Origin of the sequence: Lachnospira sp. CLA-JM-H23, assembly GCF_040096425.1 — a bacterium.
Taxonomy (GTDB): Bacteria; Bacillota; Clostridia; order Lachnospirales; family Lachnospiraceae; genus Lachnospira; species Lachnospira rogosae.
On the sequence record NZ_JBBMET010000006.1, the window covers coordinates 195,869 to 209,444 of the forward strand.

At 38.2% G+C, this 13,576-nt stretch carries 9 protein-coding genes; 8 read left to right on the plus strand and 1 reads right to left on the minus strand.

Features of this window, described 5'->3' with window-relative positions; genetic code table 11:
* Window positions 1-17 precede the first annotated feature (17 nt).
* From rpoC to WMO42_RS09525, 8 genes are all read left to right on the plus strand, one after another.
* On the plus strand, window positions 18-3,722 hold the full coding sequence (gene rpoC, locus WMO42_RS09490) for a DNA-directed RNA polymerase subunit beta' (protein ID WP_090140421.1): 3,705 nt from the start codon (window positions 18-20) through the stop codon (window positions 3,720-3,722).
* Window positions 3,723-4,027: 305 nt separating this feature from the next.
* Window positions 4,028-4,447, plus strand: a complete 420-nt coding sequence (rpsL, locus tag WMO42_RS09495; RefSeq protein WP_022501573.1) for a 30S ribosomal protein S12 — start codon at window positions 4,028-4,030, stop codon at window positions 4,445-4,447.
* A gap of 280 nt (window positions 4,448-4,727) precedes the next feature.
* A complete protein-coding gene (gene rpsG / locus WMO42_RS09500) occupies window positions 4,728-5,198 on the plus strand; it encodes a 30S ribosomal protein S7 (RefSeq protein WP_055177101.1) in 471 nt (156 codons plus the stop codon).
* A 24-nt stretch (window positions 5,199-5,222) separates the two neighbouring features.
* A complete protein-coding gene (gene fusA / locus WMO42_RS09505) occupies window positions 5,223-7,385 on the plus strand; it encodes an elongation factor G (protein ID WP_055177104.1) in 2,163 nt (720 codons plus the stop codon).
* Window positions 7,386-7,695: 310 nt separating this feature from the next.
* On the plus strand, window positions 7,696-8,889 hold the full coding sequence (gene tuf / locus WMO42_RS09510) for an elongation factor Tu (protein WP_055177107.1): 1,194 nt from the start codon (window positions 7,696-7,698) through the stop codon (window positions 8,887-8,889).
* Between the two features lie 646 nt (window positions 8,890-9,535).
* On the plus strand, window positions 9,536-10,015 hold the full coding sequence (locus tag WMO42_RS09515) for a heme-binding protein (RefSeq protein WP_022501269.1): 480 nt from the start codon (window positions 9,536-9,538) through the stop codon (window positions 10,013-10,015).
* Window positions 10,016-10,056: 41 nt separating this feature from the next.
* Complete coding sequence (locus WMO42_RS09520; protein WP_349192156.1) at window positions 10,057-11,178, plus strand: Gfo/Idh/MocA family oxidoreductase; 1,122 nt, start codon at window positions 10,057-10,059, stop codon at window positions 11,176-11,178.
* 68 nt (window positions 11,179-11,246) lie between these two features.
* Complete coding sequence (locus WMO42_RS09525; RefSeq protein ID WP_349172168.1) at window positions 11,247-12,407, plus strand: Gfo/Idh/MocA family oxidoreductase; 1,161 nt, start codon at window positions 11,247-11,249, stop codon at window positions 12,405-12,407.
* A 79-nt stretch (window positions 12,408-12,486) separates the two neighbouring features.
* On the opposite strand, the gene WMO42_RS09530 is transcribed toward WMO42_RS09525, so the two are convergent.
* Window positions 12,487-13,386 (minus strand): class I SAM-dependent methyltransferase, encoded by a 900-nt coding sequence (locus WMO42_RS09530; RefSeq protein ID WP_055177116.1) that lies wholly within the window; start codon window positions 13,384-13,386, stop codon window positions 12,487-12,489.
* Window positions 13,387-13,576 lie beyond the last annotated feature (190 nt).

Genomic DNA, 13,576 nt, shown 5'->3' on the forward strand with positions numbered 1-13,576 from the left:
TAGAAGGGAGCACTATAATGGCAGAAGAGATTAAGTCAAATAAATCAATGAAATTTGATAAAATTCAGATAAAGCTTGCTTCTCCTGAGAGTATTTTAGAGTGGTCTCACGGCGAGGTAACTAAGCCTGAGACTATCAATTACAGAACTTTAAAGCCAGAAAGAGATGGTCTGTTCTGTGAAAGAATATTCGGACCTAGCAAAGACTGGGAGTGTCATTGCGGTAAGTATAAGAAGATTAAAGATAAAGGCATCGTATGTGATAAGTGTGGTGTTGAGGTTACTAAGGCAAGTGTACGTAGAGATCGTATGGGTCATATCCACCTTGCTGCTCCAGTTTCACATATCTGGTATTTCAAGGGAATACCTAGCCGTATGGACCTTATCCTTGATATAGGTCCTAAGAATCTTGAGAAGGTACTTTACTTCGCTTCTTATATCGTAATTGATCCAGGCGAAACAGATATACCATTCAAGAAGATTCTTACAGAAACTGAGTACAGAGATCTTTATGATCAGTATGGTAATACATTCAGAGTTGGAATGGGTGCTGAGGCTATTTTAGAGCTTCTTCACAACGTCAACCTTGAAGAAGAAGTAGCTAAGCTCAAGGAAGAGCTTGCTACTACTACTTCACAGAAGGCTGCAAGACTTATTAAGAGAATTGAAGTTATGGATGCGTTCATTGCTGCTGGTACTAAGCCAGAATGGATGATTCTTACAGAAATTCCAGTTATCCCTCCAGATTTAAGACCTATGGTTCAGTTAGAGGGTGGACGTTTTGCAACATCTGACCTTAATGATCTTTATAGAAGAATTATCAACAGAAATAACCGTCTTGCAAGACTTATTGATCTTGGAGCACCAGAAATCATTGTTCGTAACGAGAAGAGAATGCTTCAGGAAGCTGTTGATGCACTTATAGATAATGGACGTAGAAATGGCCGTCCTGTAACAGGACCTGGTAACAGAGCTCTCAAGTCTTTATCAGACTTATTAAAGGGTAAGCAGGGACGTTTCAGACAGAACCTTCTTGGTAAGCGAGTTGACTACTCAGGACGTTCAGTTATCGTTGTTGGACCAGAACTTAAGATTTATCAGTGTGGTCTTCCTAAGGAAATGGCTATTGAGTTATTCAAGCCATTTGTTATGAGAGAATTAGTAAGGCGTGGTCTTGCTGAGAACATAAAGAAAGCCAAGAAGAGCGTAGAGCATCTTGAGACAGAAGTATGGGATGTACTTGAAGATGTTATCAAAGAGCATCCAGTTATGCTTAACCGTGCTCCTACACTTCACAGACTTGGTATTCAGGCATTTGAGCCAATCCTTGTAGAAGGTAAGGCTATTAAGCTTCATCCACTTGTTTGTACAGCTTTCAATGCCGATTTCGATGGTGACCAGATGGCGGTACATCTTCCATTGTCTGTAGAAGCTCAGGCAGAGTGTAGATTTATGCTTCTTTCACCTAACAACTTACTTAAGCCATCTGATGGTGGTCCTGTTGCTGTTCCTTCACAGGATATGGTACTTGGTATCTACTACCTTACACAGGAAAGACCTGGTGTTAAGGGTGAAGGTAAGATATTCAAGAGTGTTAATGAAGCACTTCTTGCTTATGAGAATGGAATTATAACACTTCATTCTAAGATTAAAGTTAAGATGACTAAGACTAATGCAGCTGGAGAAGAGATTTCAGGTGTTGTAGAGTCTACACTTGGTAGATTTATTTTCAATGAAATACTTCCTCAGGATTTAGGATATGTAGATAGAAGCAAGGAAGAGAATTTACTTCTTCCAGAAGTTGATTTCCATGTAGGAAAGAAACAGTTAAAGGATATTTTACAGCACGTTATCAATACACATGGTACAACAAGAACTGCTGAAGTTCTTGATGATATTAAGGCTATGGGTTACAAGTATTCTACTAGAGCGGCTATGACAGTTTCTATTTCGGAGATGACAGTGCCACCAGTTAAGAAGCAGCTTATAGCTGATGCTGAAAAGAAGGTTGAACAGATTAACATTAACTACAACAGAGGTCGTTCAACTGATGAAGAAAGATATAAGAATGTTATCAGAGTATGGCAGGAAACAGATAAGACATTGCTTGATGCACTTCTTTCTGGTCTTGATAAGTATAATAACATCTTTATGATGGCTGACTCAGGTGCCCGTGGTTCTAACCAGCAGATTAAGCAGCTTGCAGGTATGCGTGGTCTTATGGCAGATACTTCAGGTCATACAATCGAACTTCCAATCAAGTCTAACTTCCGTGAAGGTCTTGATGTACTGGAATACTTCATTTCAGCCCATGGTGCTCGTAAGGGTCTTTCAGATACAGCCCTTAGAACAGCCGATTCAGGTTACCTTACAAGACGTCTTGTAGATGTTTCTCAGGATCTTATTATAAGAGAGACTGATTGCAGCGTTGGTAAGATAATACCTGGTATGTATGTTTATTCATTTGTTAACGATAGAGCTACTAATTCAAGTGATGCCAAGGAAGATATTCTTGAGCCATTACAGGAACGTATTACTGGAAGATATCTTGCAGAAGATATCAAAGACCCGGCTACAGGAGAGATTATCGTTGCAGCTAACCACCTTGTAACTCCTAAGAGAGCTGCAGCTATCATTAAGACTGGTGTAACACAGGTTAAGATAAGAACTATTCTTACTTGCCGTTCACATATCGGTGTATGTGCTAAGTGTTATGGTTCTAACCTTGCAACAGGTCAGGCAGTTCAGATTGGTGAAGCAGTTGGTATTATCGCTGCCCAGTCTATCGGTGAGCCTGGTACACAGCTTACTATGAGAACTTTCCATACTGGTGGTGTTGCCGGTGATAACATTACTCAGGGTCTTCCTAGAGTAGAGGAACTTTTCGAGGCAAGAAAGCCAAAGAGCCTTGCAGTCCTTGCAGAATTCGGTGGTGTTGTTAGCTTCTCTAAGACAGAGAAGAAGACAGATATTGTAATTACTGATGATGAGGGTAACTCAAAAGCTTATCCTGTATCAAGAGATACAAGGGTTAAGGTTCAGGAAGGACAGGTTGTTGTTAAGGGTGAAGAAATCACAGAAGGTTCAGAGAATCCACATGATATCGTTAGAATCCTTGGTGTAAGAGCTGTTCAGGATTATATGCTTCGTGAAGTTCAGAAGGTTTATCGTATTCAGGGTGTTGATATTAATGATAAGCATATTGAACTTATTGTTAGACAGATGCTTAAGAAGATAGTTATTGAATCTGCTGGTGATTCAGATTTCTTACCTGGTTCACAGGTTGATACTCTTGAATTCACAGAGGTTAACGAAAAGCTTGAAGAAGAAGGTAAGAGAAAAGCAACTGGTACACCAATTATTCTTGGTATTACTAAGGCATCACTTGCTACTAATTCATTCCTTTCAGCTGCTTCATTCCAGGAGACAACAAAGGTTCTTACTGATGCAGCTATTAATGGTAAGGTTGACCCACTTATCGGTCTTAAAGAAAATGTTATCATTGGTAAGCTTATACCTGCTGGTACAGGTATGAAGAGATACCAGAATGTTGAACTTGACACAGCAGCAGCTTATGATGAGATTGAAGAGTCAGATGATGAAGTGTTAAGCTTTACTGAGGATTCAGATGAAACACTTGATTTTACAGAAAATGTAGATACATTAGATGCTGATGTCGAAGTTAGCGATGATGCTGATGTAACAGAAGATACAGAAGCGTAAGATAATAAATATAGAAGCCGTTATCCTTAGGAAAGCGGCTTCTTTTTTGTTTTATAAAATATCAATAACAAGGACAGCATAGTAATGTGATATTTTAGTAATATTTCTAATAATAAATTTTTGAAAAACTCTTGACGAATTTATTCTAAAAATATATACTAAATAAGCGTGCGAATAAGCAAGTTCTTATTTATGTACGCTGATTATATAAATGAGCAGTTTAATATGACAGGCTCACGCATTTTTCTTAGTGATTATACTAAGTGCAACCATTCATTATTCTAATTCCGGGAGGTGAAAAAGGAATGCCAACATTTAACCAGTTAGTAAGACAGGGAAGAAAGTCAACAGTTAAGAAGTCTACAGCACCAGCTCTTCAGAAGGGATATAACTCACTTCAGAAGAAGGCTACAGACGTATCTGCACCACAGAAGAGAGGTGTTTGTACAGCTGTTAAGACTGCAACACCTAAGAAGCCTAACTCAGCTCTTAGAAAGATCGCCAGAGTACGTCTTTCTAATGGAATCGAAGTTACTTCATATATTCCAGGTGAGGGCCACAATCTTCAGGAACATAGCGTTGTTCTTATCAGAGGTGGTAGAGTTAAGGATTTACCAGGTACAAGATATCATATCATCAGAGGTACACTTGATACAGCAGGTGTAGCAAAGAGAAGACAGGCACGTTCTAAGTACGGTGCTAAGAGACCTAAGGATGCTAAATAATTCATAAAGAATTAAGCATCATAAGTCTGTGATTGATTTACATGGTAAGTCAGAATATTTGCAGATTATTGCATACAATAATTTACGAACAATTAAATTAATTAGTGCCGGAGTTAGATTAATCCGAAGGTTGCAGGTTTAAGATATACGGCGCGAACACAATTTAATTTGTGAGTACCGATGAATTAATGAAACGTCGTGATGTGTCAGGCTGATGAAGCTGTAAGGCGTTCATTAGTGCTAACAATGACGACAATACAATGTTAAGGAGGGAAGAACCGTGCCACGTAAAGGACATACTCAGAAGAGAGATGTATTAGCAGATCCTATTTACAATAACAAGGTGGTTACTAAGCTTATCAACAACATTATGCTTGATGGTAAGAGAGGAGTAGCACAGAAGATTGTATACGGAGCATTTGACAGAGTCGCAGCTAAGACTGAAAGACCTGCTTTAGAAGTATTCGAAGAGGCTATGAACAATATTATGCCAGTTCTCGAAGTAAAGGCTAGACGTATCGGTGGAGCAACATACCAGGTACCTATCGAAGTTAAGCCAGATAGAAGACAGGCTTTAGCTCTTCGTTGGATGACAACATTCTCAAGAGCAAGAGGCGAGAAGACTATGGAAGAAAGACTCGCTAATGAGATTCTTGATGCAGCTAATAACACAGGTGCATCTGTAAAGAGAAAAGAAGATATGCACAAGATGGCAGAAGCAAACAAGGCTTTTGCTCATTACAGATTCTAATAATAATTATAGGAGGTTTTATCCATGGCTGGAAGAGAATATCCATTGGAGAGAACCAGAAATATCGGAATTATGGCTCATATTGATGCTGGTAAGACAACATTAACAGAGCGTATCCTTTATTATACTGGTGTTAACCACAAGATTGGTGATACTCATGAAGGTACTGCTACTATGGACTGGATGGCCCAGGAGCAGGAAAGAGGTATCACAATCACTTCAGCTGCTACAACATGTCACTGGACACCTGAAAAAGAAGGTAAGCCAGATAAGACACAGCCAGAGTACCGTATTAATATTATTGATACTCCTGGTCACGTTGATTTCACAGTTGAAGTTGAGCGTTCACTTAGAGTACTTGATGGTGCTGTAGGTGTATTCGATGCACAGAACGGTGTTGAACCACAGTCAGAGAACGTATGGCGTCAGGCTGATAAGTACAACGTACCACGTATGGCATTTATGAACAAGATGGATAAGATGGGTGCAGATTTCTTCGGATCATGCAACCAGCTTATTACTAAGCTTGGAAAGAACCCTGTACTTGTACAGATTCCTATCGGTAAGGAAGACGAGTTCAAGGGTATCATCGACTTATTTGAAATGAAGGCTTATATCTTCAATGGCGATAAGGGTGATGATATTGAAGTTGGTGAAATTCCAGCTGATTTAAAGGATCAGGCAGAAGAATACCACGATAAGCTTATCGAGCAGTGTGCTGAACTTGATGAAGACCTTATGGAGAAGTTCTTTAATGATGAAGAGCTTACAGTTCCAGAATTAAAGGCAGCTTTAAGAAAGGGTACTATCGAAGGTACAGCTATTCCTTGTCTTTGCGGTACAGCTTACAAGAACAAGGGTGTTCAGAAGCTTCTTGATGCAGTTATCGAATATATGCCAGCTCCTACAGATATCCCAGATATCACAGGTGTTGATGAAGACGGTAATGAAGTGACTAGAAAGTCATCTGATGATGAACCTTTCTCAGCTCTTGCATTCAAGATTATGACAGATCCATTCGTTGGTAAGTTAGCATTCTTCAGAGTTTACTCAGGTACATTAAACGGTGGTTCATATGTACTTAATGCTAATAAGAACAAGAAGGAAAGAGTTGGACGTATTCTTCAGATGCACGCCAACCAGAGAAAAGAAATAGATAAGGTTTACTCAGGAGATATCGCTGCTGCAGTAGGTCTTAAGATAACAGTTACAGGTGATACAATCTGTGATGAGCAGCATCCAGTTATCTTAGAGTCTATGGAATTCCCAGAGCCAGTTATTGAACTTGCTATTGAGCCAAAGACTAAGAATGACCAGGGTAAGATGGGTGAAGCTTTAGCAAAGCTTGCTGAAGAAGATCCTACATTCCGTGCTCATACAGATCAGGAAACAGGTCAGACAATCATCGCTGGTATGGGTGAGCTTCACCTTGATATCATCGTTGACAGACTTCTTCGTGAATTCAAGGTAGAAGCTAATGTAGGTGCACCTCAGGTTGCTTACAGAGAATGCTTTACAAAGCCAGTTGATATCGATAGCAAATATGCTAAGCAGTCAGGTGGACGTGGTCAGTATGGTCACTGTAAAGTACGTTTCTCACCACTTGAAGCTAACGTTGATAAGTTCGATGTTGAGACAAAGAATACAGTATTAATTAATGAACCTCCAGTTCTCTTCTGTGAGTCTTCAGTAGTTGGTGGTGCTATTCCTAAGGAATACATTCCTTCAGTTGCTGATGGTATCAGAGAAGCTGCTAACTCAGGTATCTTAGCTGGATTCCCAGTTCTCGGACTTAGAGCAGATATCTATGATGGATCTTACCATGAAGTCGATTCATCAGAAATGGCATTCCACATTGCTGGTTCTATGGCATTTAAGGATGCTATGGCTAAGGCAGCTCCAGCACTTCTTGAGCCTATTATGAAGGTTGAAGTTACAATGCCAGAAGAATATATGGGTGATGTTATCGGTGATATCAACTCACGTAGAGGACGTATTGAAGGTATGGAAGACATCAGTGGTGGTAAGATGGTTAAGGCTTTCGTTCCACTTTCAGAGATGTTCGGATATGCTACAGACCTTCGTTCTAAGACACAGGGTCGTGGTAACTACTCTATGTTCTTCGATAAGTATGAGCAGGCTCCAAAGTCTGTTCAGGACAAGGTTATCGCTTCAAGAGCTAAATAATTAGTTATTAAGTGATAGATGATAGTTAGAAGTGTCTGGCTGATGTCAGATGACTTAATAATTATCTTGATTATATAATGTACTGCGGAATACGGGTTACTGTATTTCGCAGTGGTATATATCAGGCAGATTTGTGTATATAATAAATATGTAAATTTGCCGTATAATTCAGATAAAAGTATTGGTTTACTATGCTTTTACTCAAAATATAGTTGAAATATTCTTTAAAAGATAATATAATAGATTTCAGCTATGAGAAGTCTGCTTGCAGACAAATATTCTATTTAATTAATTAGGAGGATTTTAAACAATGGCAAAGGCTAAATTTGAAAGAACAAAACCACATTGCAACATTGGTACAATTGGACACGTAGATCACGGTAAGACAACTCTTACAGCTGCTATCACAAAGACTCTTCATGAGAGACTTGGTACAGGTGAAGCTGTTGCATTTGAAAATATTGATAAGGCTCCAGAAGAAAGAGAAAGAGGTATCACAATCTCTACAGCTCACGTTGAGTACGAAACAGAGAAGAGACACTATGCACACGTTGACTGCCCAGGCCATGCTGATTATGTAAAGAACATGATTACTGGTGCTGCTCAGATGGATGCTGCTATCCTCGTTGTTGCTGCTACTGATGGTGTTATGGCTCAGACAAGAGAGCATATCCTTCTTGCTCGTCAGGTTGGCGTTCCTTACGTAGTAGTATTCATGAACAAGTGTGATATGGTTGATGATCCAGAACTTCTTGAATTAGTTGATATGGAAATCAGAGAACTTCTTAACGAATATGATTTCCCAGGCGATGATACACCAATCATCCAGGGTTCAGCTCTTAAGGCTCTTGAAGATCCAAACAGCGAATGGGGTGATAAGATTCTTGAACTTATGCACACAATCGATGAGTATGTTCCAGATCCACAGAGAGATACAGATAAGCCATTCCTTATGCCTATCGAAGATATCTTCTCTATCACAGGTCGTGGTACAGTTGCTACTGGTAGAGTAGAAAGAGGTGTTCTTAAGGTTAACGAGGAAGTTGAAATCGTTGGTATCCACGAAGACATCCGTAAGGTTGTTGTAACTGGTATCGAAATGTTCAGAAAGCTCCTTGATGAAGCAGAACCAGGTGATAACATTGGTGCTCTTCTTAGAGGTGTTCAGAGAGATGAGATCCAGAGAGGACAGGTTCTTTGTAAGCCAGGTTCAATCACACCACACCACAAGTTTACAGCTCAGGTTTACGTATTAACAAAGGACGAAGGTGGACGTCATACTCCATTCTTCAACAACTACAGACCACAGTTCTACTTCAGAACAACTGATGTTACTGGTGTTTGCGAACTTCCAGCTGGTACAGAAATGTGCATGCCTGGTGATAACGTAGAAATGACAGTTGAACTTATCCATAACGTAGCTATGGAGCAGGGTCTTCGTTTCGCTATCCGTGAGGGTGGTAGAACAGTTGGTTCTGGTGCTGTTGCTACAATCATTGAATAATTGTTATTTATTATAGTAATTTTAAGGGTTTCCGAGATTTTTCGGAAGCCCTTTTTTCGTTCTGAAATAAGTGGAAAAGTAGCAAAATAAGTTTAATAGCGGTGACTAAACGATGTCATAAAACAAATAATCTTTAAACAAAATTGAAACAAATAATATTCTATTTTGTAAATACTATGTCTTCTTCGGCATATATCCTAATAAGCGATGATTGCTCTATAAATTTAATTTTGTCATTTTTGATACAAGAAAGGATTGCTGTTACAGCATCAGACTCATTTATAAAATCTACAGTTTATCAATATTAGGTCTTATTTATAATATGGTTGGTTGTTAATAGAGTATTTCAACAGGAAATCACACAGGTGCTATTGTCAATTTACGAGGAACAAGTTAGAAAAAATTTATCATAATAAATAAGTGAAAGTAAAATTATTAAATATTTTTTTAATGTTTATAAGACTATATAAATGATATGATGTGAGTGTCAAAAGTAAATTTTGTCACTCACCATTGTATCAGGATTGCTACATTGCTATGCAATTCACACATACGTCATAATATAACAGACAAAAAAGAAGCAACTGTAAAACGAGTTGGTAGATAAAATACAAAATAGAATAATAGATTAAAGGGGTAAAAAGGTATGACTGCTAAAGAACTTATGAAACAATGTGAAGCTGAAGAGAAAGAATTGAAATTCAGAGAGTTTTCATCAGAAACAGCACTTGCAATTGGGATGGCACTTATAGAAGAAGCGAAAAAACGTGACAATAAAATATGTATAGATATTGCAATAGCCGGAAGAAGATTGTTTCATTATTCCAGTGATGGTAATGCTGTAAGTAATGATATTATGATTGAGCGTAAGAAAAAGACGGCGATGCATACTGGACATAGTTCATTATGGGCACACTATATGCTTGAGGATTGCGGTATGAATATTAAAGAAAAATGGGCTTTAGAACCATCAGAGTATGCACAGGTAGGGGGCGCGTTTCCAATAAGACTTGAGAATTGCCAGACAGTAATAGGTACAATAACATGCTCTGGTTTTAATCATGAACAGGATCATAGTATTATTATAGATGTTTGTAGAAAACTGAAAAGAGAAAATGTTTTGTAAATTAATTGATATTATTTATTTTCAGGAGGTATGAAGCTTATATGGGTAAGTATCATTTTATAATAATAGGCTCAGGCTGGCGTTCACTTTATTATGTCAGAATAGCAAAAGCAATGCCGGATATATTACGTCTTGATGCGATGTATTGCAGGACACAGGAAAAAGCAGATAAGATGGCAGAAGAATTCAGTATACACACTACAACCTCTATAGAAGAGTGTGTAGGTTATAAACCGGATTTTGCTGTTGTAGCAGTGAATAAAACAAGTATCTGTGATGTTTCAATAGAATGGATGGATAGAGGAATAACTGTTCTATCTGAGACACCAGCAGCATTGGATATGGATTCGCTTAAAAAGTTATACAGATATCATATGTCTGATGATAAAACAGATAAGAAACAGGTTGTTGCTGAACAATACAGGGAATATCCATATAATAAAGCACGGATTAATCTTGTTAATAGTGGTGTACTTGGCGATATCAGTTGTCTGAATATATCCATTGCACACGAATATCACGGTTTCAGTCTTATAAGAGCATATCTTGGTATAAAACCTGATGAAAACTACACGGTGTCAGGTAAAATATATGAATTTCCGACAACTCAGACACTTACGAGATATGACAAATTTACAGATGGCAGAATAGCTCCTAAAAAAAGATGTGTAGCAGTATTTGAGTTTGATAGCGGAAAGGTTGCATGGTATGATTTTGACTCTGAGCAGTATCGCTCACCTATCAGAAAGAATATGATAAAGGTGCAGGGGGTCAGAGGGGAACTTATTAACAATGAGCTGTATTATCTTGATGAAAATAATGAAGGACAGTATCAAAAGATTGTGACAGATGTGAATGCAACGCACACCAAAGATACTAATCCTAACTTGTCTATCGTTCGTGAAATAGAGAAAATAATGTGTGGTGAAAATGTATTGTATGAACCGGAATTAGGGATGCGTGGTTTGTCAGAAGATGAAACTGCAATAGCAGGTCTTATGATAGGAACAGCAAAGTATAGCAGAGGTGAGGCAGAATCACCATATAGCATGGAAGATGCATTTGCAGATGCGTATGCGTCAATATTGCTTGATGAAGCAGTAAGGACAAGTAATAAGGTAAGTAGCTGTATTGAAAAGATATGTATAGCTAAAAATAAATAAATATCTTAATAATATATTGTGAATTCAGAAAATATTTGTTAAACAAGCAGAAAGGAATATTACATATTATGTCAGATAAAATATTAAGAGCAGCTCTTATAGGTGTTGGAAATATGGGAAAAAAATATGTACAGATGATAGTATCAGGTGAGGTATCCAATATAAAACTAACAGCAGTAGTTATACGAAGAGATGAACTTATGGAATGGGGAGAGACTCTTGTAAATACTGATGGTGAATATGTGAAAATATTCAGAAGTGCAGATGATATGTTTAAAGCAGAAGATGTAGATACATTATTTGATGCAGTAATTATAGCAACTCCTCATAAAACGCATGCTAAGCTTGCGGTACAGGCATTTTCGCTAGGAAAGGATGTCTTGTGCGATAAGCCGGCAGCATCAGATATAGGAGAAGCACTTACTATGAATGAAGCAGCTAAAAAGAGTGGAAGAATATATGGTATGGTGTTTCATCAGAGATTATATCCTAAGTATATGAAGATTAAGAGTATGATTGATGCAGGTGAGCTGGGAGAACTAAGAAGGGTGAATCTTATTAATTCAAGATATTTAAGAACATCATATTATCATCATTCTGGCGCATGGAGAAGTAGTTTTACAGGTGAAGGCGGCGGCGCACTTATTAACCAGGGACAGCATATTCTTGATATGTTCCAGTATCTTTTTGGTATGCCGCAGAGAATGTTTGCACTTATACCATTTGGCAAATATAATGATTTTGCAGTAGATGATGAAGATACTATTATTATGGATTATGATAATGGCATGACGGCTTCATTTGTACTGACAACAGGAGAAGCGTGTCATGAAGAAAGACTGGAAATAATAGGAACAAAAGCAAAGCTGTTGCTTGAAGATAATACACTTACTATAACAAGACATCAGGATGTAGAAGAGTATATAAAAACGGAGATGGTTAATTCAAGGGAAAATATGCAATATGTGAAAGAAACAATTGAGTTTCCAAAGGCACCAGAGCCATATATAGAGCTGCTTGAAAGATTTGCCAGAGCTTCCTTAGAACATAATGATACATATCTTGTGGCGAAAGGAGATGAAGGAATCAATTCCCTGATGTTGTGTGCAGGAGCTTATTATTCAGCATGTAATGGTATCCAGGTTAAGCTTCCGGTTGGCGCGGAGGATTATAGCAGACTTATGGAAGAACTGATTATGAAGGAAAAGAGCATAAAGAATAATATATAAAAAATAATACAAGAAAAATAATATAATAAAATATAGTATAAAATGCTGCCACATAAAATGGCAGCATTTTAATTGGTAATTAATATTCAGAACCGCACCATCTTCCAGAAGCTCCACAAGGAAGCACAAGTCCGTTAGCGGATACAGGAAGTCCGACTTCATTAGAACTACAGTAGCCGTCAAAATCTTTAAGTTCTGTGCTTAACATATAAGTAAGAACTGCTGGCTGAAGTCCTGTTGTGTAGGAGTTGATAAGGAAGAATAATGGCTTGTCAGAAAGAAGCTTTGCACACAGCTTAACAAGTGGGTGTATAGCTTCTTCTATTTTCCATATCTCGCCCTTAGGACCTCTGCCATATGATGGAGGGTCCATAATAATAGCATCGTAGTGATTGCCACGTCTTATTTCTCTTTCAACAAATTTAACACAGTCATCGACTATCCAGCGGATAGGCTTGTCAATAAGTCCTGATGATGTGGCATTTTCTTTAGCCCACGCAATTATTCCCTTAGAGGCATCAACGTGTGTAACATGAGCACCAGCGGCTGCACAGGCAAGAGTAGCACCACCAGTGTAGGCAAACAAGTTAAGAACCTTTATCTGTCTGTCAGGTTCATTATCTTTAGCTTTCTTTATAATTTCAGAGAACCAGTCCCAGTTGGCTGCCTGCTCAGGGAATATTCCTGTGTGCTTAAAGCTGAATGGCTTTAAGTTAAATGTAAGAGGAACATCAACAGAAGGACTTTCGTATTTTATTGTCCAGCTTTGTGGCAGGTCGAAGAATTCCCATTCGCCGCCTCCCTTAGAGCTTCTGTGATAATGTCCATTCATATGTTTCCATCTGTTGTCGTTCTTAGGAGTGTCCCATATAACCTGTGGGTCTGGGCGGACAAGAATGTAATCGCCCCAGCGTTCAAGCTTTTCTCCACAGGATGTATCTATAACTTCATAATCTTTCCAATTATCTGCAACAAACATATTGTAATTAAGTCCTTTCTTGTTTAAGCATATATATTAAGTATATAACAGATTGTATGGTTGGGGCAATCAAAAAGTACAGCGATTAGGATATAATTAACGTATGGTAGTGTATAATAATCATTTAATACAGTGATTAGGATATAATTAATGTGCGGCGGTATGTAATATGTTAAATGTATAGTTGTGC